Origin of the sequence: Mongoliimonas terrestris (assembly GCF_001927285.1) — a bacterium.
GTDB classification, from domain to species: domain Bacteria; phylum Pseudomonadota; class Alphaproteobacteria; order Rhizobiales; family Pleomorphomonadaceae; genus Chthonobacter; species Chthonobacter terrestris.
Genome location: NZ_MSIG01000001.1, coordinates 481542 through 503017, shown reverse-complemented (window position 1 = coordinate 503017; position 21476 = coordinate 481542). Strand labels below are relative to the sequence as shown.

The window sequence follows — 21476 nt, the reverse complement described above, 5'->3', positions numbered from 1 at the left end:
GCCACCTCGGCGTCCGCCAGCCGGAGAGCGCGTGTGCTGGCCCGCTCCGTCCGGGCGGGTGCGTCCGTTCTGGCGATCTCGGCGCTCGTCGGCCTCGCGCCGGTGCAGTCCGCCCTCGCCCAGACGCCGTCCCAGAGCCCGGCCGCGCAGCCCGTCGTCGCTCCCACAGCGCCTCAGCCGACTGATCCTCAGACCACCGCCCCTGAGCCGACCGATCCGCTGCTGACCCTGTTGACCGATGTGGACGCCCTGCTGCGGCAGACCCCCTCCCTCACGGTCGGCCGATCCGAACGGCAGCCGGACGGAACGCTCGGCCTCGGGTCCGTCATGCTCCGCTGGGAGGATCCGCAAAGACCGGCGCGCAGCCTTGTTGTGACGGTTGAGGCGATCGACGTGAAGCCCGGCTCCGGCGCGGCGGCCAGCCGGCTCGACCTTGCGCTCAGCAACGCGGCTCTCCGCGGCACGGCCGCCGGGCAGCCCGTCTCCATCGCGATCGCCCGCGCGGACTTCCGAAGCCTGACCGGATTTCGGCTCGACGCCGCCCTGCCCGGCGCGCCGATCAGCCGACATCCCGGTGTCGACATCGGCTGGTCGGAGGCTCGGATCGAGGGGCTCGCCGCCGAGGCGGTCGGCATGACCGTCGGCGCCCGCACCGTCGCGACGTCCGGTGTCGTGAGGCGGGTGGTCCAGAGCCTTGTGGCCGAGGCGCTGACCCATCGGACGCCCGACGGCACGCAGACCGGCATCGACCGGGTGACGCTCCAGGGGTTCGACGTGGATCTCCTGCAGCGGCTCGCCGACGGGGCGCCGGTGCCCGTCGACCGGGCCAAGTCGGGGGTGCTCGTCGCCAAGGCCGAGATCGAGGGCGTGGAGCAGGAGATCGGCGACAGTTCGACCCGCCTCGACAGGATCCGTCTCAACGCCCTTGCGCACAAGCCACGTCTTTCCGGAGATGCCGGCGCCGCCAGCCTTGCGGACCGGCTGAACATTCCGGTTCGCTTTCGCGACCTGGCGCTTGAGAGCGCCGACCTTGCCACGATGACGTTCAAGGGCAGCGTCGGCACCATCGTGGCCTCGGACATGGCCCTGAAGGGGCTTGCCTACACGGGTTTCGACAGCCTGGCGGTCGCCCGTGTGGTCGTCGACGAACCAGGGACCAAGCTGACCCTGGAACGCTTCCAGGCCGACGACGTGGACTTCGGCAACAGCACGGAACCCGCCGGCGACGGCCAGATCCTCTACTCCGGGTTCAAGGTGGAAAAGCTCGTGGTGGGCCGTCTGGCCTCCGAGGGGCCGACCGGACCGGGTTTCGATCTCGCCGACGCCGACCTCAGCATGCGCTATCCGGTCGGCAACTTCCCCACCATCTTCCGCGCATCCGTCGGCCGGCTCAGCCTCTGGCCAACCCTGCTGCCGGACGGCCTGCGGTCGGTTCTCACCGCATCCGGCCGGGACGCGCTGACCGCGTCGGCCACGCTCAATCTTTCCTGGCAGGACGTGCAGGAGGAGATCTCCATCGACGGGACGGAGTTCCGGGTGGACGGGTTCGGCGATCTGGCGATCGGCGCCGTTCTCACGGGCATCCCGCGAGGGCTCCTGGAGGACTATGCCGGCATGGTCGGGGAGGTCCGGCCGGGCCTGCGCAACCTCTCCCTCCTCTACACCGACAAGGGTCTCACGGTGGCGATCATCGACAGCATCGCCGCCGATGCCGGCCTTGATTCGCGCACGTTGAAGGAGCGCATCATCAGCACCGTTCCCTTCGTGTTCGAATCCATTCCGGACAAGATCACCCGCAGCCGCTTCGCCTTCGCCCTTGCCAGCTTCATCAACAACCCCTCGACCCTCCGCCTCATGTCGGGCCGCAGCGAACCTGTGGCCCTGGAGGCCATCCGCGACAAGCTGGAGACCGCGCCGCAGGATCTCCCCGACTTGCTCAGGCTCGAACTCACGGCCCAATAGGCAAAAACCGGCGAAAGCTCACGCGGCGGCCGCGCGCTGGTCGTCGGCGAGGCGCTCGGCTTCCAGAACCGCCGCGGCGACGGCCGCCGACGCGCCGTGGTGGACCATGTGGCCGAAGCCCGGCAGAACCACGAGCCGGCTGCCCGGCACCAGACGGTGAAGGCCGCCCGAGTGCGTCGTGGTGTCCACCATCCGGTCGTCGGCACCGGCGACGAGCACCACCGGCATCCTCAGGGCTTTGTAACGCGAGGCGAGCGCGGCAGCGGCGGGCACCAGGTTCAGCGTTTCCGCCGCGCTGGCCCGAAGGGCACCGGGCCGGAGCGCAAGCCCTTTCGAGAAGCCGACGCGAAAGCTTTCCGGCTCGGGCCGCGGGCCGAAGATCACCCGCATCAACGCGGGCCAGATCAGACGGCCGACCAGGGGTGACACCGTGTGGCGCAGAAGGTCGCCGAGGACCGGTACGGCGGGCAGGCCGAACATGATCGCTTCAGGGCGCGGCGTCGGGAAATAGGCACCGGACACCAGCACCAGCGCCCGCACCGCGTCCGGATGGCGGATGCCGAGAGCCGCGGCGACCAGCGCCCCATAGGAATGACCGAGCACCAGGGGCTGCTTCAGCCCGAGCGCCGCGAACGCCTTGGCGAAGAGATCGGCCTGGGCCTCCGGCGTGAAACGCCGTCCGCGCGGCCGGCTGGAGTAGCCGTAGCCGGGCCGGTCTAAGACATAGACGCGCCAGCGCAGCGCCGCTTCCCGCACCAGGGGGCTGGCGGCGAAGTCGGCGATCATGCTGCCGTTGCCGTGGAAGAGAACCAGCGGCGGCCCGTCCCCCTCCACCGTGTAGTGAAGCCGCACGCCGTCCACCTCCAGGAAGCGGCCGGCCGGCGGGTGGCGTCTTTCAGCGCGCCGCGCCGCCGCCCGGACCACGAGGGCGGAGGCGGCGGCCACGGCAGCGGCTGCGAGAAGGTAGCGGGTTCGGGGGCTGAGGGTCATCGAGGGTGCTCCGCTGGGTCCCCCGCCATGCGGGGGCGCGCGCGCCGATCCCGGCACCGCATGGGTCGCCGCCGGCTCCGGCAGCGACACGAGAGGACGATCCGGAGCCCGCCGAGGCGGCAGCCGATCCGTCAGGCGGCCGACGGGACCGGCGCGCAGACGGTGGTCGGCGCCGTCATCGACCGCATCGGAACGGTCGCGAGATCGATCCCGAACGTGGTGCAGTCCTGCAGCGTCTCCTGAATCAGGCGCTGGTGTAGCCCCATTACGTCGCCGGGCGTGCGGCAGCGGGTCCCTTCCACGATGCCCTCCAGGGCCCGGGCCATCTGCCGATAGGCGAAGGCGCCCCAAAGCCGGCCCGCTTCGCCCATCGCCAAGGGTCCGCCGAAGCCCGGCAGGGCGCTGGCGAAGGCCGGAGCGCCCGGCGTCACGGCGGCAGGCTCGGGCACCCTATCCGGCAGGGGGGCGGCGGGGAGGTCCGGGGCGATGTGGTCGCGGACGCCATCCGTGGCCGACAGCGCGGGCATGAAGGCCACGGCCGGGTCCACCAGCGCCAGCCGCTGATCGGCGGCGGTATCTCCGTCCGGAAGCGCGTCGGGCAGGCGAGCCTCGGCAGCGGCGGCGGCACCTTCCGGGGTGCCGGTTGCGGACGCATCGATCTCGTGTCCGAGCAGGATCCGGGGCGGCTTGGACGTGGGCATGATCAGTCTCCGATCGAAAGCGGTGCCGGCCGGCTTGAGCCGGTGGCGCGTGCTGCCCTGCAGCATGACCGAGAACCCCTGAAGCGCCGGCCGGGTTCCGGCTGCCGCCGGCCCCGTTCTTGCGGCCGCCGCAGGGCCGGACGGCGGCCTCTGTAGCGGAGCCGTCCCCGGCGGCGGCTCTTGGAAACGGCGGACGGTCGGAACCTTGACCTCGGCCTCCTCATTCAGGAGGGGCGAGCGTGGCGAGGCGGCACTCCGTCGGATCGCCCGGAGCGGGGAAGACCACATGGACGGATGGATGGACCTTGCCGCGGACCCGACGGTCTGGGTGGCTCTGGCGACGCTGATCGTGATGGAGGTGGTGCTCGGCATCGACAACCTGATCTTCATCTCCATCCTGACCAACAAGCTGCCGCCGGAGCGGCGGTCGCTCGCCCGCCGGGTGGGCATCGGCCTTGCCCTCATCCTCCGGCTCGGCCTCCTCGGCACGGTCGCCTTCATCGTCCAGCTCACCGAGCCGATCTTCACCGCCTTCGATCATCCCTTCTCGTGGAAGGACCTCATCCTGATCGCGGGCGGCCTCTTCCTGGTCTGGAAGGCGACCCGGGAGATCCACCACAACGTGGATCCGGACACCGAAGCGGACGAGGCTCCGGTCGGCGGCGTCGCTTCCATCTCGTTCAACGCCGCCATCGTGCAGATCCTGATCCTCGACCTGGTGTTCTCGATCGACAGCATCATCACGGCGGTCGGCATGACCGACCATCTGCCCGTGATGGTGATCGCCGTGGTGGTGGCCGTGACCGTGATGCTGATCGCCGCCGATCCGCTGGCGCACTTCATCGAGAAGAACCCCACGGTGGTGATGCTCGCCCTCGGCTTCCTGCTGATGATCGGCACGACCCTGATCGCCGAAGGCTTCGGCTTCCACGTGCCGAAGGGCTACATCTACAGCGCCATGGCCTTCTCGGCCCTGGTGGAGGTGCTCAACATGGTGACGCGCCGGCGCAGGGCGAAGACCAGAGAGGGTGCGCGATGAGCGCATCCGGGGCGGCCGGGCCGCAGGTCCCTGCGCGGACGCCAGTCGCCGCCTAGGCCTGCGGGATCCGGGCGACGACCTTGATCTCGAAAGCGAAGCCGGCCAGCCAGGTCACACCCACGGCGGTCCAGGCGGGATAGGGCGGCCGATCGAAGATCCGGGCCTTGACGGCCATGACGGTTGTAAGCTGCGCCTCCGGATCCGTATGGAAGGACGTCACATCGACGATGTCGTCGAAGCCGCAGCCGGCGGCGGCGAGCGTGGCGCCGAGGTTGTCGAAGGCGCGCTCGACCTGGCGGCCGAAGTCCGGCTCGGGGCTCCCGTCCGGGAGGCTGCCGACCTGTCCCGACACGAACAGGAGATCACCGGAGCGGATCGCCGCGGAATAGCCGTGCGCCTCGTAGAGGGCATGCCGGTGCTCGGGGAAGACGGCGTCGCGTTTGCTCATGGGAGGGTGTCCTGGCTGGCGGGATGTCGGGCCTCGGCGTGATGGCCGTCCGCCTTTTCGGCTTCACAAGGCGCCACGAGTTTCGATATACGTGACGTATGCGAACCTATGACATACGCTCCGTATGTCAATCCGTAGACGTGCCGTAGGCGAAAGGTCGGCCTTCACCATGGCCAAGAGCCGCAAAGAGACCATGGAGGAGAACCGTGCCCGGCTCCTCCGCGCCGCGCGCATCGCCTTCGCGGACAAGGGGTTCGCCGATGCCTCCATGGACGACTTCACGGCCGCCGCCGGGCTCACTCGGGGCGCGCTCTACCACAGCTTCGGCGACAAGCGCGGTCTGTTCGCCGCCGTGGTGAACCAGATCGATGGCGAGATGGCGGCGCGCGCCAAGACGAGCGGCGCCCGTGCGGGCAGCGGCTGGGACGCGCTCCTTTCCGAAGGCGCGGCCTATATCGAGATGGCGCTCGACCCGGAGGTGCAGCGGATCGTTCTTCGCGACGGGCCGGCGGTGCTCGGGGACCCGTCCATGTGGCCAAGCCAGAGCGCGTGCCTGGCCGAGACCCTGCGGACGGTGGAGCGGCTCGTCGGCGCGGGCGTGCTGAAGCCCGTGGACACGGAAGCGGCCGCCCGGCTCCTCAGCGGCGCCGCCCTCAACGCCGCGCTCTGGGTGGCGGCCGCGGACAGCCCCGAGGCGCGCCTGCCCAAGGCCCTCGAGGCGTTCCGCCTGCTGGCATCGGGGCTCCTGGCGGAGCCGCGTGCTTCCGGGCGTGGCTGAGATCCCGGCTTGGACGCGGCTTTCCCCTTCGCATCATCGCTAGACCGGCGACCGGTCCGCATCGCCCGCGAGGCGGATCCCGATCCCCGGCTCGGTCAGGCCGTCCTGTAGGCGCCGCGGACCAGCCGGACGACGGCCTGTTCGATCCGCCGCCAAGTCTTCGGATCCTCCGCCGCAAGGCCCGCAACGGTGTCCGACAGGCTGGTGATAAGCGGCTCGCCAAGCGGCAGCGATACCTTGCTGGCTCGTCATGAGCCCCATCGCGGCATGACCGGTCCCACTGCAGCCGACCAAACCGGAATGATGGTTGAAAGAATCTACCGCATACTGCCGTTTTCATGATGCATGTAGGCATCCTTTTTGCCTGGAGGTTAGATTTCCTTCCGTTTCGGCCCTTCACTATGAAAGCACCCCTCCGAGGTTCCCGGCTACGCTTGGAATGGGTCGGAAGCGCATGCGGCCTCCCCGAAGCGCCTGTCTGGCCCCCCTCTCGGACACCAGACGCAACATAGGAGCAGCACCATGACCACCAGGATCAGCACCCTCGTGACGGCTGCCGCCGCTGCGGCAGGCATCGCCGTCACCGGATCTCAGGCGCAGGAGAGCATCCCGCCGGATCAGGCCGTCAGGAATGTCGTGCTCGTGCACGGCGCCTTTGCGGACGGGTCCGGCTGGCGCGGAGTCTATGACATTCTCACCAAGCGCGGGTACCGCGTCAGCATCGTGCAGAACCCGCTCACCTCGCTCTCGGACGACGTGGCCGCCACCCGGCGCATCCTCGACCGGCAGGACGGCCCGACGATCCTCGTCGGCCACTCCTATGGCGGGACCGTGATCACCGTGGCGGGTGCGGACCCCAAGGTGGCAGGGCTCGTCTATGTCTCGGCCCTCGCGCCGGACGTGGGCGAATCCACGGGCGACCAGTTCGCCGAGATCCCGCCGCCGCCGGAGTTCGTGATCGAGACTGGCGAGGACGGGTTCGGCTTCGTCAATCTGGAGACGTTCAAGATCGGCTTTGCTGGCGACACGTCGGACATGGATGCCGCCTTTCTCCGCGATTCCCAAGTGCCCATCAACATGGCCATCTTCGCCGAGCCGGTCGGCGCCGCGGCCTGGAAGGACAAGCCCAGCTGGGCGGTGATCGCCACCGAGGACAAGGCCATCGATCCGAAGCTTCTCCGCCACACGGCCGAGCGGATCGGGGCTTCGATCGTCGAAGTGCCCGCCAGCCACGTGCCCTTCCTGACCCAGCCGCAGGCGGTGGCGGACGCCATCGACGAAGCGGCGCGAGAGGTCGGCGCCCGCTGACCGCACGGGCGGCATCGAGAGCGAAAGCTGCCGACGCCTCCCGCCTCAGATCGGGAGGGGGGCGTTGTCCTTGACCTCCTTCAGGACGAAGAAGGTCCGGATCTGGCGGACACCGGGCAGCGTGATCAACTGCCGCCCGTGCAGCAGACTGAATCCGGCAGTGTCGCGGACCCGGATCTTCAAGAGGTAGTCGAAGTCCCCGGCGACGAGGTTGCAGTCCAGCACCTCCTTCATGGCGCCCACCGCCTTCTCGAACTCGGCGAAGCTCTCGGGCGTGGAGCGGTCCAGCACCACGCCCACCATGACGAGGGCGCCCAGCCCCACGGCCGCGGGAGCGACCTGCGCGCGGACGGACGCGATAAAGCCCTCCTCGAACAGGCGCTGCGTGCGGCGGTGGCAAGTGGCGGCGCTGACATTGACCATCTTGGCGAGATCGGCGTTGGCGAGGCGCCCATCCTTCTGCAACGCCCGCAGCATACTCCGATCAATGCGGTCCAATTCGTAGGTGGAAGATTCTTTCATATTGGGCTCCACGGTGACTGGTAATCTCGACGTTACCGCCCGCTTGCCGAAGCTTCAATCGAGTTCAGGCACCATTTTGAAAGCCCATATTGCAGTGCCGCTGCTACGCTGAAGTCATTACAAAAAGAGGGATACGACCGCATGTCACTGCTGGCCAAATTCGAGCGCTACCCACTCACCTTCGGGCCGACGCCCATCGAGCACCTGCCGCGACTGACTGCGGCACTCGGCGGCAAGGTCCAGATCTACGCCAAGCGCGACGACTGCAATTCCGGACTCGCCATGGGCGGCAACAAGCTGCGCAAGCTGGAATACATCGTCCCGGACGCCATCGCGTCGGGCGCCGACACGCTGGTCTCGATCGGCGGCGTGCAGTCGAACCACACGCGCATGGTGGCGGCGACCGCGGCCAAGATCGGCATGAAGTGCGTGGTGGTGCAGGAGAAGTGGGTGCCCCACTATGACGCGGTCTACGACCGGGTGGGCAACATCCTGATGACCCGGCTGATGGGGGCGGATTCCCGGCTGGTCGACGACGGCTTCGACATCGGCATCCGCAAGAGCTGGGAGAACGCGGTCCAGTCGGTCAGGGACGCGGGCGGCGTCCCCTATGCCATCCCGGCTGGGGCCAGCGTCCACAGGTACGGCGCCCTCGGCTACATAGGCTTTGCCGAGGAGGTCGCCGCACAGGAGAAGGCGCTCGGCTACAGGTTCGACTACATCGTGGTCTGTGTCGTCACCGGATCGACCCAGGCGGGCATGATCGTCGGCTTCGCGGCCCAGGATCGCGCCGACCGGGTGATCGGTATCGACGCGTCCGGCACGCCCGACCAGACCCGCGCGCAAGTGCGCCAGATCGTCGACAACGCCGCCGCGCTGGTGGAGCTCGGGCGCGCCGTCCGCGACGACGAGATCGTCATCAACCCCGACTATGCCTATCCGGCCTATGGGGTGCCGTCGGAGGAGACGAACGCGGCCATCCGCCTTGCCGCCCGGACGGAAGCGATGATCACGGACCCGGTCTATGAGGGCAAGTCGATGCAGGGGATGATCGACCTCGTCCAAAAGGGCTTCTTCCCGGACGGCGCGCGCGTGCTCTACGCCCACCTCGGCGGCACGCCGGCGATCAACGGCTACAGCTACCACTACAAAGACGGCTGATCCTGACGTAGCTTTCGGGCCGTCGGTGCAGCCCGTTGCACCGGCGGCCACACCCGGCCGCAGCCGACGCGGAGCCCGCCATGCCGACCGACACCGCCCACCTGAAGACGATCGAACAGCGGCTGCTCTGGCTGTCGCACTGGATGATCCATCACGCCAACCACGTCCGCCCCAAGGTGGACGGGATCAAGATCGGTGGGCACCAGGCGTCCTCGGCCTCCATGGTGTCGATCCTGACGGCGCTCTACTTCTCGGCCCTGCGGCCGGAGGACCGGGTGGCGGTCAAGCCGCACGCCTCGCCGGTCTTCCACGCGATCCAGTACCTGATGGGGCAGCAGACCCGCGCCAAGATGGAGGCCTTCCGCGGCCTCGGCGGCGCCCAGTCCTACCCGTCTCGGACCAAGGACATCGACGACGTCGACTTCTCCACCGGCTCGGTCGGGCTCGGCGTGGCGGTCACCGCCTTCGCGTCGCTCGTCCAGGACTATATCGCCGCCAAGACCTGGGGAGAGGACATCCCGCTCGGCCGCATGGTTGCGCTGGTCGGCGACGCCGAGCTCGACGAGGGCAACATCTACGAGGCGCTGCAGGAAGGCTGGAAGAATGACCTGCGCAAGTGCTGGTGGATCATCGACTACAACCGGCAGTCCCTGGACGGCATCGTCCGGGAGGGTCTGTTCGCCCGGGTCGAGAAGATCTTCGACGCCTTCGGCTGGGACGTGGTGCGGGTCAAGTACGGCGCCCTCCAACGCGCCGCTTTCGACGAGCCGGGCGGCACGGCCCTGCGTGACTGGATCGACCGCTGTCCCAACCAGGACTATTCCGCCCTCACCTTCATGGGCGGCGCGGTCTGGCGCAAACGCCTGATGGAGGACCTCGGCGACCAGGGTGCCGTGTCGGCCCTGATCGACCGGCGCACCGACGCGGAGCTCGCCGCGCTCATGGAAAACCTCGGCGGCAACTGCGTGACGACCATGGCGGACGCCTTCGCGGCCGTCGACCACGACCGGCCGGTCTGCTTCCTCGCCTACACCATCAAGGGGTGGGGAACCCCCATCGCCGGCCACAAGGACAACCACGGCGGGCTGATGAATCCGACCCAGTTCGCGGCCTGGCAGCGCCACATGGGCGTGGCGCCGGGCAAGGAGTGGGAGCCCTTCGCCGCCGTCGAGGACGAGGCGGGCCTGCGCGCCTTCCTCGCCCGCGTGCCCTTCTTCGCCAAGGGGCCCCGGCGCTATTCCGACAGCAAGGTCCAGGTGCCGCCGATCGCCTTTGAAACCGACCGGGAGATCTCCACCCAGGCCGCCTTCGGCAAGATCCTGGACGAGATCTCCAAGACCGACAGCGCGCTCGCCGCAAGGATCGTCACCACGTCGCCCGACGTGACCGGCACCACCAGCCTCGGCCCCTGGGTCAACCGCCGCAAGCTGTTCGCCCGCACGGCGCAGGCCGACGCCTTCATCGACCATCGCATCCCCTCCACCGCCAAGTGGGAATTCACGCCCGAGGGCCAGCACATCGAACTCGGCATCGCCGAGATGAACCTCTTCCTGCTGCTCGGCGCCGCCGGCCTGTCGCACAGCCTGTTCGGCAAGCGGCTGTTTCCGATCGGGACGGTCTACGATCCCTTCGTCTCCCGCGGCCTCGATGCGCTCAACTACGCCTGCTACCAGGACGCCCGGTTCATGATCGTCGGCACCCCTTCGGGGGTGACGCTCGCCCCGGAGGGCGGCGCCCACCAGTCCATCGGCACGCCGCTGATCGGCCTGTCGCAGGACGGGCTGGCGGCCTTCGAGCCGGCCTTCGCCGACGAACTGGCGGTGATCATGGAATGGGCCTTCGACTATCTGCAGCGGGACGGCGGCGGCGATCCGAGCGAACGCACGTGGCTGCGCGACGAGACCGGCGGCTCGGTCTATCTGCGTCTGACCACCAACCCGCTGGAACAGCCGGGCAAGCGGGTGGACGACGCATTCCGCCAGGGCGCCATCGACGGCGCCTACTGGCTCCGTCGCCCGGGACCGAATTGCGACGCGGTGATCGCCTACCAGGGGGCGGTCGCCCCCGAGGCGATCGCGGCCGCCGGGCTGATCGGCGAGCACCGCCGCGACGTGGGCGTGCTGGCCGTCACCTCCGCCGACCGCCTGAACGCCGGCTGGACCGCCGCCCAGCGCGCCCGCGCCCGCGGCAACCCCCACGCACGGAGCCATATCGAGACGCTCTTCCGCGACCTGCCGCGCGACTGCCTGATCGTCACCGCCATCGACGGCCATCCGGCGACCCTCGCCTGGCTCGGCGCGGTGGCCGGCCACCGGACCGTCTCGCACGGGGTGGAGCATTTCGGCCAGACCGGCACCATCGGCGACCTCTACCGGCACTTCGGCCTCGACCGCGAGGCCCTCGCCCGATCGGTGCTGGCGCTCTCCAGCGGATACGGGTCGACGATAAGCCTTGTGGGAGGCGCGCGAACGGCCTGAGCGCCTGCCAGGCCCTGGGCTGCGGCCACCCGGTTCGAAAAATGCGCGCCGCGCGCTCGGACGTCCGCGCGTCGCGATGCGGACGGCGCCGGCCGGGTCGAGGCCGCTGCGGCTCGACCCGTTTCAGTCGCACAGGATGCCGACCGGACCCGCTCCGCCGTCGCGCCTGACGGCCAAAGCCGCACACGGTTTTCACGTGAAACAGCGCCTATCGCTCGTTGGCGCCTTTTCCGGCCAGGATCTTGTCCCGGAACGCCATGATCCGGGACGTGCGGGTCGCGGAGGTCTTCGCCGATGCCAGACTGATGACGTAGCTTCGCTGCCGTCCGGGGGTCAGGTGTCGAAAGGCTTCGGCAAGCTCGGGGTCAGCATCCAAGGCGTCCACGAGTTCGTCGGGCAGCGTGACCTCGGTCTCGATCTTCGGCGGGCGAAGACCTGCCTCCGCATAGCCCATCGCCTCCTTCAGATAGTCCGTGATCGTCGGTGCCATGGCCTCCACGCGCGCATTGTCGGTGAAGCGCACCATGTCCGGAAACCGCGTGTTCGGGCCCTGCCTCTCCAGAATGCCCTCTCTGTCCGTCATCAACGCGGCATCGAAGAAGCTCAGGCGGAAGTCGCCGCGGAACGCGCCGATGATGGCGATGTTCCGGTCCGCGTGCCTGTAGCACGGGTGCCCCCACTTCACGGTCTCGGCCAATCCCGCCTGAAGACAGAGACGTCGAAGGTCGAGGAGACCCTTGGCCCATTGCCGGGTGGAGCAGTCCGGCGTCGCAAACCGGTCGCACCGCCCGCACCCGTTTACGAAGTACTGCTCGATGTCCGTGATCATGCCGGGCTCGTGTCGCAGGCGATAAAGGATCTCTCTTCCGGCACGTGAAGCTCGGTCTCGTCCGACCTTCACGTGCGCCGGAACGCCCGAACCATAACGGATCGTCGGGAGACAAACGACGGCGTATGCGCCGGTGTGGACGCTCACGCGCGCCTGGCCTTGTGAAATCAACATACACCCGCCCGGCCACGGTGGTCTCCGGCGAAGGCGCGGCGATCGCAAGGTCCGGACGAGCCGACCCCCGTCCCTACCCCCGTCGTGGTCCGCTCGCCCGGGCGAGGTCGAGGAAGCTCTTCAGGGCCGCCGATTGATTCCGCCGCCCGGGGTAATAGAGGCAGACCGGGGGCCGAGGGGGCGTCCAGTCCTCCAGCACCCGTTCCAGGCGCCCTGTCGCCAGGTCGTCGCGGACGTCCTCTTCCATCAGAAAGCCGATCCCCACGCCCTCGACCGCCGCGGCGCGGGCGAGGCCCGCCTCGTCGAGGGTGATCGGGCCGGCAACATCCACCAGGGCGGCCTCGCCGTCCTTTTCGAACGGCCACCGGAACAGCGCTCCGTTCGGCAGTCGGACACGGATGCAGGCGTGCCGCAACAGGTCCGTCGGCACGCGTGGCCGGCCATGGCGCTCGAAATAGGCCGGCGCCCCCACCACGGCGTGCCGCCGCGGCGCTCCGACGGGGATCGCGATCATGTCCACGGGCACGAGGTCGGCCGACCGAAGGCCGAGATCGAAACCCTCGGCGACGATGTCCACCAGCCGTTCCTCCGTGACGATATCCACCGCAACGCGCGGCCAGCGGCGCAGGAAGGCGAAGACGAGAGGCGCCAGCACGTCGCGCGCCGCGCTGGCGAAGGCGTTGATGCGCAGCGTCCCGGCCGGCTCCGCCTGCTTGGCGCGCGCCGCCGCCATCGCGTCCTCGATGTCCTTGAGGGCCGGCGTGGCTCGTTCGACGAAGGCCCGCCCCGCCTCCGTGAGGGAGACGCTGCGCGTGGTCCGGTTGAACAGCTGCACGCCAAGGCTCGCTTCCAGCTTCGCGACCGCGCTGCTGAGGGCTGTGGTGGACATGCCGAGGTCCAGGGCGGCCGCACGGAACGAGCCCCGCCGCGCGACGGCAAGGGCGGCTTCGATGTCCTTCAGGGCGGGCTTTCGCATTGTCCTTGAATCCAGGATGCCACGTGCACCTTTATCCTGCTTATCGGACCGGGCGTTCACCGCCAAATCAATCAGGCACGACCTCTTCCGATGGAGCGGACCCATGGACCTTCCGAATGCCGTTCAAGCCTATTTTCATGCCGACGCGGGCGCGGACCCCGACACGATCGTGCGCGCCTTTGCGGCCGACGCTGTCGTGGAGGACGAGGGAGCCCGGCACCACGGGCGGGAGGCGATTTGCGCCTGGTGGCTGGCCGCCAAGGCGAAGTACCGCCACGTCGCCGAACCGGTGACGGCCGAACGGCAAGGGGACCGGGTCCATGTTCGCGCAACGGTACGCGGCGACTTCCCGACCAGCCCGGCGATGCTCGGCTTTGCCTTCACGCTCGACGGCGACCACATCACCCACCTGAGGATCGGCTGATGGCTCCGCTTCTGACGCTTGACGGAAAGCGCGCCCTCGTCACCTCCGGCACGCGGGGGGCGGGCGCGGCGACGGTTCGTCTCTTCCGGGATCTCGGGGCCCGTGTGCTGACGACTGCGCGGTCGCGGCCCGAAGGCGTCGCCGAGCAGGGCTTCGTCGCCGCCGACCTGACCACGGCGGAGGGCTGCGCTGCCGTCGCCGAGGCGGTTCGCGCGGAACTCGGCGGCGTCGACATCGTCGTCCACATGCTGGGCGGATCGTCCGCCCCCGCCGGCGGCTTCGCCGCCCTGACGGAGGACGTCTGGCGGGCCGAACTCGACCTCAACCTCTTCCCGGCCGTTCGGCTCGACCGGACGCTGCTGCCCGACATGGTCGCAAAGGGCGGCGGCGTGGTCGTCCACGTGACGTCCATCCAGCGCCTCCTGCCGCTGCCGGAGGCGACGACCGCCTACGCGGCGGCAAAGGCCGCGCTGTCCGCCTACAGCAAGAGCCTCTCCAAGGAGGTCTCGCCCAGGGGCGTCCGGGTGGTGCGTGTGGCTCCCGGCTGGATCGAGACCGAAGCGTCCGTGAAGCTGGCCGAACGGCTTGCCGCGGAAGCCGGAACCGATGTTGCGGGCGGCAAGCAGATCATCATGGACGCTCTCGGCGGCATCCCGCTCGGCCGCCCGTCGAAGCCGGAGGAGGTGGCGAACCTGATCGCCTTCCTGGCCTCCGACCTCGCCGCCTCAATCACCGGGACCGAGCACGTCATCGACGGCGGCACCGTTCCGACCGTGTGAGCCACCGGCCGGGACCGCGGCGCGGGCACCGAAAGTGCCCCGCGCGCACAAACCGCCGTCCTCAGGAACACCGCCGAGGTGCGTGTGAGGCGGGCGCGCCAGGGCCTTTCCGCCTGCGCCTGTCGCCGAACGCGCAGCGGAACGCGAGACGGGAACAATGAGGGCATAGCCTCCATCGGCCGTTATGCGTTCGGAGGCGGACGGTTCTGCTAAGTCATCGGAATTTGGCGCACCCGACAGGATTCGAACCTGTGACCTCTGCCTTCGGAGGGCAGCACTCTATCCAGCTGAGCTACGGGTGCAGCGCGGACCGATGGGGCGCATCGGCGGATGGGTTCCGTATAACGCGTCTTGGACGGATCGCAAAGGGGGAAGTCTACGGGACGGTGATGATCGAAGCCGGATCGGCCGGGGCCGGGTGGTGGTGGCCCGTGAACGACGATGGCGGACGGGGCGGCGGGGTGCCGCCGGGCCGCAGGCGGTCCGCCCAGCAGTCGAACGCGCCGGCGGGGCGGCGTTTCGGCGCGACGTGGGGTTCCCGCCCCGCGTTCGTTCCCGATCGGAACCGAACCTTTACCGATGGTCTGGCGTGATCGGTGCGGCGCGCGATGGATGGTGCGCGCGGCGAAGCAGATGGTGCCCGATGTCCACATCCCGGTTCCTGGAGCGCGAAGCGGCAGCCGGCGCAATCGCGGTCGACCTTGCGGAACTGCTCGCCGCGCTCAGCCACGCCCTCGACCTGACGGAAGGTCAGCCGCCGGGCCACTGCGTCCGGGTCTGCTGGATCGGCATGCACGTCGGCCGCGCCCTCGGTCTGGACCAGCGCACGCTCGGCGATCTCTACTACACGCTCATCCTGAAGGACCTTGGCTGCAGCAGCAACGCGGCGCGGATCTGCACGCTCTACCTGACCGACGATCTTGCCTTCAAGCGGGACTTCAAGACCATCGACGGCAGTCTGCCGGCGGCGCTGCGCTTCGTGATCAACCACACCGGCCTGTCGGTCAGCCTCGCCCAACGATTCCGGGCCATCGTGACCATCCTGCAGAACGGCGGCGAGATCGCCCGCGAGCTGATCGAGACCCGCTGCCAGCGCGGTGCCAAGATCGCCCGACAGATGCACTTCTCCGAAGCGGTGGCGGCGGGCATCCAGGCGCTCGACGAACACTGGAACGGCGCCGGACGGCCGGACGGTCTGGCCGGCGACGCCATTCCGATCACCGCGCGCATCGCGCTCCTCGCCCAGGTGGTGGACGTGTTCCGGGTGAGCGCCGGGCCGGAAGCGGCCTTGCGGGAGATAAAGGCCCGGCGCGGCACCTGGTTCGATCCCGCCGTGGTGGATGCCGCCTGCGCGGTGGCGGTGGACACGGGCTTCTTCGAAGCACTCGACGCGCCGGACATCGAGCGCCGGGTCAGGGCGCTCGCCCCCGTCACCGCCGTGCGGGTGGTGGACGAGGCCTATCTGGACGACATCGCCGATGCCTTCGCCGAGGTCATCGACAGCAAGAGCCCCTTTACCCACGGCCACAGCCGGCGCGTGGCCGTATTCGCCGACCTTGTGGGCGAGGCGCTCGGGCTCGGCACGGCCCACCGGCGCTGGCTGCGGCGCGCCGCGCTTCTGCACGACATCGGCAAGCTCGGCGTCAGCAACAGCATCCTGGATAAGCCGGGGCGCCCCGACGCGGATGAATGGGCGGCGCTGAAGCGGCACGCGGCGCTGACGGAGGCCATACTCGGCCGGATCGGCGCGTTCCGGGACATGGCCGACGTGGCCGCGGCCCACCACGAGCGGCTGGACGGAACGGGCTATCCGAAGGGCCTTGCCGGCACGGCGATCAGCCTGGAGAGCCGCATCCTGATGGTGGCGGACATTTTCGACGCCCTCACCGCCGACCGGCCCTACCGCGCCGCCATGCCGGTGTCCGCCGCCCTTTCGATCATGCGCGCCGACGTGGGCATGGCCATCGACCCGGCGTGCTTTGCCGCCCTGGAGGCCGCGCTCGCGCGCGCCGACGGTGCGCCGGTCGCCGCCTGACGCCGCACGCGGCCGTTCAACCGTTGGCGTCGTCCGGTCGGGTCAGGTGGTCGAGAAGGAAACGGTAGGCGGCCGCGATCTCGCGGCGCGGGTCGCCGCCCGGCGTTACCACTTGGCGGATCAGGATGCCGTCGATCATGGCGGAGGCCAGCCGAACCGCCTGGTAGACGTCCACCTTGCGGAACACACCCTGCTGGATCCCCGCCTGGATGATGGAGCGCAGGATGCTCTCCTCGTGCTCGTAGTAGCCGTTGATCACTCGGTCCACCACGGGGGTGCGCTCCAGGCTGTTGGCATAGTCGAGGCAAAGCTTCAGGAAGCGCTGGATGTTGACGAACTGGTCCGCGTGCACGTCCGCCCAGAGCGCCAGCGCCCGGTCGGGGGCGATGCCCTCCGCGGTCAGGCCGCGGAACCGATCGGCAGCCTGCCCCAGCATGGCGTTGAGAATGGAGAGGAAGAGGTTCTCCTTGCTGGCGTAGTAGTAGTAGATCAGCGCCACGTTGACGTCGGCCGCCGCGGCGATGTCCTTCACGGTCACGGTGGAATAGGTCCGCGACGCGATCAGCCCGAGCGCGGCGTCCAGAATGGCGGCGGCGCTGGTGGACGGCGGTCCGGGGTCGCTGCCCTCCGAGGGCTTCGGCTTGCGGCCACGCGGCTTTCGCAAGGAGATGGGCTCCGCCGGATCCGGCGGTCCGGCGGGCGGCTTGCGAAGAGGGGAGGCACGCGAAGGATCAGCCACGATCGTTTCCTGCTCGTCGGGTCCGGCGCCGGCCGAATGCGGCGGGGGCGGAGATCTCCACATCCCGCCGCGTCGCGGTCAACCCTCGGTCTGGGTCGACCAGGGATACCACCGGGCGGTCAGGTATTTCAGCCCATAGTCCGCCAGGAAGGCCAGCAGGGTGATCCAGGCCACATAGGTCAGGATGATGTCCATGGCGAGATACCGCCGCACCAGGAACAGCCGGTAGCCGAGCCCGCTGTCGCTGGCGATGGCCTCCGCCGAGATGAGGAAGAGCCAGCCGCCCCCGAGCGACAGGCGCAGCGAGGCCAGGAGCCGCGGCATCACCTGGGGCACCACCACGTGCATGATCATGTGCCAGGTGGAGGCCCCGAGGGTCTGCGCCTTGATGATCTGCTCGCGCGGGATCTGGACCACCTGGAGCGCCACGTCGCGGACCAGATAGGGCGCGATGCCGATCACGATCAGCACCACCTTGGAGACCTCGCCGAGCCCGAACACGATGAAGAGGATGGGCAGGATGGCGAGCGGCGGGATGAGCGACAGGATGCTGAGAAGCGGCGAGAAGGCCGCCCTCAGGTGCGGGATGAAGCCGACGAGCACGCCGACCACCAGGCCGATGGCGGTGGAGATGGCCATGCTGGACAGGAGCCGCCCGAGGCTGACCAGCGTGTCGGACCAGAGGAGGATCTGTCCGGTCGCCACATCCACCTGCACGGCCATCAGCAGGATGGCGTCCCAGATCTGGGAAAGGCCCGGCATCAGCTTGTCGCGCGGATTCTCCGCCAGCCGCTCGGCCGAGGCGGAGAAGTAGAGCGCGAGCATGACCACGATCGGAACGATCCCGGCCACGACGGCACCGGCCCGGCTCGGGTGGTGGTTGATGATGCGCCGCATGCGTTCTCCTTACCCCGACGGACCCCGTGCGGGTTCCGAACCGCACGCCGGCCGGAACCCCGTCCGTGCCGTTGGCTCTGCACGTTCGGTGACTTTGCATGAACCGGGCCACGGCCGCCGGGCGCACCGGCGACCGTGGCCTTCGCCGGTCAGAACTCCTTCAGCGTGTCGCGGAGGGTCGACTTGGTGTAGGCGGTGCGCGTCACGCCGCGGCGCTGCAGGGCGGGGACAAGGCCCTCGCAGACCTCGTTGATGTATTGCCGGCTGACGCGCTGGAAGGGCGAGGTGATCAGGAAACCGTCGCCGCCCACCTCCTCCATCACGCCGGCCATGCGGTCCGCCACGGTCTCCGGCGTGCCGACCACGCCTTCAAGGCCCCAGGTGGCGTTCTCGATCGTCAGTTGGCGCAACGTCTTGCCGCTGCCCCACTGGGCGAAGGCATTGAGGGAGCCCTGCTCGCCGTTGGTGGTGAGCGGCGGCAATTCCTTGTCGAGGTCGAACTGGGAGAAGTCGATGTCGGTCACCGAGGCGATCACCGACAGCGTCTTGGCGATGTAGGAGGGCGAGCCCACGTAGCGGTCGAACTTCTCCTTCGCCTCCGCGTCTGTCTCGCCGAGGATGGGCTGCACGATGAAGAAGACCTTCACCTCGTCCGGGTCGCGGCCGGAGGCGGCCGCGCGCTTGCGGATGTCGTCGCGGTACTCCTTCATGGCCTCCACGCCGCTCGCCGCGGCGATGATGGAGTCGGCGGTCTCGGCGGCGAACTGCCGGCCGCGGGGCGAGCCGCCCGCCTGCACGAAGGCCGGCCGGCCCTGCACCGGCGGCACGCAGTTGAGCGGACCGCGCGACTTGAAATACTTGCCCTCGAAGTTGATCGGCTTGACCTTGGTGTAGTCCGCGTAGGTGTCGGTCTCGCGGTCCAGCACCACGGCGCCGGGCTCCCAGCTGCCCCACAGCTGCTTGACCAGCTGCACATACTCGTCGGCCATGTCGTAGCGCGCCTGGCGCGGCGGCAGTTCGTCCATGCCGAAGTTCTGGGCGGCGTGGTTCTCGCCGCTCGTCACGATGTTCCAGCCGAACCGGCCCTCGGCGATGTTGTCGAGGGTGGCGCAGAGCCGTGCGAGCATGAAGGGCGGGTAGGCCATGGTGGAGAGCGTCGCCACCACGCCCATCTTGGACGTGTGGTTGGCGATCAGCGCCGCGAGCGGCGCCGGGTCGCCCTTCGGTCCCATCAGGGCATACTTGAGGTAGGCCTCCATCGAGCCGCCGTAGGCATCGGAGATCATCAGCGTGTCTTCGATCATGATGTAGTCGAAGCAGGCCCGCTCCATGCTCTTGGCCATGTCGATGTAGAACTGGCCGGTCCAGGGTTTTCCGCCGGACGCGAACGGCGTGTTCCATTCGTCGACGGAGAAGTTCATGAACCAGGCAAGGTGAAACGGCTTGGCCATGGCGTATCCTCTTGGAGATTGAGACGTCGGAGATTGTTGCGGTCCGCCAGGAGGCGGGCCGGTGCGCGCGTCGTGAAGGGACGAGGGGCGGTGGCGCCCGCCGGTCCATCCCGGCCCTCGCCGGTTCCGGTGGGCGTCGGTCGGAGGGGAGCCTAGAGCGCGCCGTCCATCGCCATCTTGGTGAAGCGGTCGTCCACGTGGAGCATCACGTTGGCGTCGTCGCCGAGCACGCTGCCGTCGGCGAACTTGGTGCCGACGATGTCGTCGATGGTGCGGGCGCTCTGGCCGAAGAGGCCGCTCTCGAAGGCGAAGTCACGGATGTAGGTGAACGTCTCCTTCAGCTTGGCATTGGTCAGCGCCGTGTGGGCCTCCGCCGGCAGCATGAAGCGCGTGGTGGCGAACTGGCTTTCCAGGCCCGGCAGGTCGGTGGCAAGGGCGCTCGCCATGAAGGTCTTCACCTCGCCGGCCTTCGCCGGGTCCTTCAGGAGAGCCATGGTCTCGTACCAGGCGCCGGTCACCGCCTTGGCGAACTCGGGCGAGGCTTCCAGCGTCTCCGTGCGGGCGATCAGGATGTCCATGATCTCCTCCGGAATGGAGGCGGAGTTGAACACCTCGGTGGAGGACGGCACGCTCTCCATCATCGCCTGCGACACCGGCTTGTAGGTGACGATATGCTCGATCTCCGGCCGGGCCACATAGGCGGCCGACTGGTCCGCGTCGGAGAGGTTGCTTGCCGTGATCGAATCGAGCGGCATGCCGTTGATCGAAAGCGCGCGCTGGAGAAGATAGTGCTGGATGGTGAACTGCATCACCCAGACGGTCTGGCCCGCCAGATCCTTCATGGTCTTGGCGGTCTTGGAGATGATCTGGTCGTTGCCGTCGGAGAAGCTGGTGGTCAGGAAGATGGAGGTCTCCACCCCACCGGCCGCCGGCATGGTCAATGCGTCGAGGCTGGTGGTGGCGTAGGCGTCGATCTCGCCGGCGGTGAACTGGGTCATGCCGGCCACGTAGTCGTTCACGATCATGACCTCGATCGTGATGCCGTACTTGTCGGCCCACTTCTTCAGGACGCCCGAGTGGTTCATCCAACGCAGCGGCTCGTAGCCAATGTAGGTGGCGAACGCGATCTTGAAGTCCTTCTGCTGGGCGGCGGCAGGCGCCGTCATGAGCGAGGATACCAGCAAGGCGGCGGCGGCCAAAGCAGTCGACATCCGAGACATGAGGCGCATTCCGGTCTCCTGGAAGGAAAAGCGGCAGTCCATGGCCGTGCGATACGCGCCATGACGGCAAATATGGATGACCTCTCAGGCGCCGGTTACTGTCCGACGTCGGCCGAGGCAAGGTCATTTTATTAAGCACTCGCTTAGGAACACGAGCAATCGAAAAATGGAGACTTCGGACGGGGCACGGGCGAAAATCGCTTCTTTGCCGAGTATTCGCTCAATTGCGAATACATGAGGCAGCGAGAGCTTCGGTTTCGATCCGGCGGGTCCTGACGCAGACTGGAGTTTTCGACCTCCCGCCGCGATCCGACTGCACCGTTGCGCGATTCACCTGTCAGATCGCGTCGGACCGGGTGTCGGGGGCGTAATCGCTGAGGACAATGGTCGCCACAGGGAAGGTTCCCGCCCAATTCGGCACGCGTCGCCAAAAAACAATCAACCACCTGAGGTCATCCACATTCGGATGCGTCTAGCCAATCACAAAAAATTCGACGCGGGCTTGTCGAATTACTCTTCCGTGCTGTATTGCTGTTCGAAGGCCCTGCTTCGCGCGCAATATAGCT

19 protein-coding genes and 1 tRNA gene are annotated in these 21476 nt (G+C 68.5%); 9 read left to right on the top strand and 11 right to left on the bottom strand.

Annotation, left to right across the window (positions count from 1 at the left end; translation table 11 throughout):
• The first annotated feature begins 33 nt into the window (after positions 1-33).
• Entirely contained in the window at positions 34-1962 is a 1929-nt protein-coding gene (locus tag BUQ68_RS02130; RefSeq protein WP_075214260.1) for a hypothetical protein, read from the top strand.
• A gap of 18 nt (positions 1963-1980) precedes the next feature.
• Here the strand turns inward: BUQ68_RS02130 and BUQ68_RS02125 are convergent, their stop codons facing one another.
• Positions 1981-2952, bottom strand: coding sequence for an alpha/beta fold hydrolase (locus tag BUQ68_RS02125; RefSeq protein WP_075214259.1), 972 nt, complete (start codon positions 2950-2952; stop codon positions 1981-1983).
• A 131-nt stretch (positions 2953-3083) separates the two neighbouring features.
• Positions 3084-3653, bottom strand: coding sequence for a hypothetical protein (locus BUQ68_RS02120; RefSeq protein WP_139315124.1), 570 nt, complete (start codon positions 3651-3653; stop codon positions 3084-3086).
• Between the two features lie 286 nt (positions 3654-3939).
• Here BUQ68_RS02120 and BUQ68_RS02115 point away from each other — a divergent pair, with 286 nt between their 5' ends.
• On the top strand, positions 3940-4692 hold the full coding sequence (locus BUQ68_RS02115) for a TerC family protein (protein WP_075214257.1): 753 nt from the start codon (positions 3940-3942) through the stop codon (positions 4690-4692).
• Between the two features lie 52 nt (positions 4693-4744).
• On the opposite strand, the gene BUQ68_RS02110 is transcribed toward BUQ68_RS02115, so the two are convergent.
• Entirely contained in the window at positions 4745-5140 is a 396-nt protein-coding gene (locus tag BUQ68_RS02110; RefSeq protein WP_075214256.1) for a RidA family protein, read from the bottom strand.
• A gap of 169 nt (positions 5141-5309) precedes the next feature.
• Between BUQ68_RS02110 and BUQ68_RS02105 the strand changes: the two genes are divergently transcribed.
• Together BUQ68_RS02105 and BUQ68_RS02100 are read left to right on the top strand one after the other, a co-directional pair.
• Positions 5310-5918 (top strand): TetR/AcrR family transcriptional regulator, encoded by a 609-nt coding sequence (locus BUQ68_RS02105; protein ID WP_075214255.1) that lies wholly within the window; start codon positions 5310-5312, stop codon positions 5916-5918.
• A gap of 522 nt (positions 5919-6440) precedes the next feature.
• The gene (locus tag BUQ68_RS02100; RefSeq protein ID WP_075214254.1) at positions 6441-7226 is read left to right on the top strand and encodes an alpha/beta fold hydrolase; all 786 of its coding nucleotides are present in this window, start codon (positions 6441-6443) and stop codon (positions 7224-7226) included.
• Between the two features lie 45 nt (positions 7227-7271).
• Here the strand turns inward: BUQ68_RS02100 and BUQ68_RS02095 are convergent, their stop codons facing one another.
• Positions 7272-7748 carry an Lrp/AsnC family transcriptional regulator gene (locus BUQ68_RS02095; RefSeq protein ID WP_075214253.1) on the bottom strand — a complete coding sequence of 159 codons (477 nt, stop codon included), beginning with the start codon at positions 7746-7748 and terminating at the stop codon, positions 7272-7274.
• Positions 7749-7889: 141 nt separating this feature from the next.
• Here BUQ68_RS02095 and BUQ68_RS02090 point away from each other — a divergent pair, with 141 nt between their 5' ends.
• Complete coding sequence (locus tag BUQ68_RS02090; RefSeq protein WP_075214252.1) at positions 7890-8909, top strand: 1-aminocyclopropane-1-carboxylate deaminase; 1020 nt, start codon at positions 7890-7892, stop codon at positions 8907-8909.
• Between the two features lie 80 nt (positions 8910-8989).
• Positions 8990-11386, top strand: coding sequence for a transketolase (locus BUQ68_RS02085; RefSeq protein WP_075214251.1), 2397 nt, complete (start codon positions 8990-8992; stop codon positions 11384-11386).
• A gap of 208 nt (positions 11387-11594) precedes the next feature.
• On the opposite strand, the gene BUQ68_RS02080 is transcribed toward BUQ68_RS02085, so the two are convergent.
• On the bottom strand, positions 11595-12215 hold the full coding sequence (locus BUQ68_RS02080; protein WP_075214250.1) for a YdeI/OmpD-associated family protein: 621 nt from the start codon (positions 12213-12215) through the stop codon (positions 11595-11597).
• Positions 12216-12462: 247 nt separating this feature from the next.
• Positions 12463-13365: a LysR family transcriptional regulator gene (locus BUQ68_RS02075; RefSeq protein WP_075214249.1), complete on the bottom strand. Its 903-nt coding sequence runs from the start codon at positions 13363-13365 to the stop codon at positions 12463-12465.
• A gap of 103 nt (positions 13366-13468) precedes the next feature.
• Between BUQ68_RS02075 and BUQ68_RS02070 the strand changes: the two genes are divergently transcribed.
• Together BUQ68_RS02070 and BUQ68_RS02065 are read left to right on the top strand one after the other, a co-directional pair.
• On the top strand, positions 13469-13789 hold the full coding sequence (locus BUQ68_RS02070) for a nuclear transport factor 2 family protein (RefSeq protein ID WP_075214248.1): 321 nt from the start codon (positions 13469-13471) through the stop codon (positions 13787-13789).
• Positions 13789-14568, top strand: a complete 780-nt coding sequence (locus tag BUQ68_RS02065) for an SDR family oxidoreductase (RefSeq protein WP_075214247.1) — start codon at positions 13789-13791, stop codon at positions 14566-14568. The genes BUQ68_RS02070 and BUQ68_RS02065 overlap by 1 nt, the downstream gene beginning before the upstream one ends.
• A 225-nt stretch (positions 14569-14793) precedes the next feature.
• Here BUQ68_RS02065 and BUQ68_RS02060 read toward each other — a convergent pair.
• A tRNA-Arg gene (locus tag BUQ68_RS02060) sits at positions 14794-14870 on the bottom strand.
• Between the two features lie 341 nt (positions 14871-15211).
• On the opposite strand from BUQ68_RS02060, the gene BUQ68_RS02055 reads away from it, so the two are divergent.
• Positions 15212-16603 (top strand): HD-GYP domain-containing protein, encoded by a 1392-nt coding sequence (locus tag BUQ68_RS02055; protein ID WP_075214246.1) that lies wholly within the window; start codon positions 15212-15214, stop codon positions 16601-16603.
• Between the two features lie 16 nt (positions 16604-16619).
• Here the strand turns inward: BUQ68_RS02055 and BUQ68_RS02050 are convergent, their stop codons facing one another.
• The 4 genes from BUQ68_RS02050 to BUQ68_RS02035 form a co-directional block, all read right to left on the bottom strand.
• On the bottom strand, positions 16620-17267 hold the full coding sequence (locus BUQ68_RS02050) for a TetR/AcrR family transcriptional regulator (protein WP_075214245.1): 648 nt from the start codon (positions 17265-17267) through the stop codon (positions 16620-16622).
• A 153-nt stretch (positions 17268-17420) separates the two neighbouring features.
• Positions 17421-18239: an ABC transporter permease gene (locus BUQ68_RS02045; protein WP_075214244.1), complete on the bottom strand. Its 819-nt coding sequence runs from the start codon at positions 18237-18239 to the stop codon at positions 17421-17423.
• Between the two features lie 149 nt (positions 18240-18388).
• Positions 18389-19690, bottom strand: coding sequence for an NtaA/DmoA family FMN-dependent monooxygenase (locus BUQ68_RS02040; RefSeq protein ID WP_075214243.1), 1302 nt, complete (start codon positions 19688-19690; stop codon positions 18389-18391).
• A gap of 152 nt (positions 19691-19842) precedes the next feature.
• Entirely contained in the window at positions 19843-20919 is a 1077-nt protein-coding gene (locus BUQ68_RS02035; protein ID WP_175577707.1) for a putative urea ABC transporter substrate-binding protein, read from the bottom strand.
• Between the last annotated feature and the right edge of the window lie 557 nt (positions 20920-21476).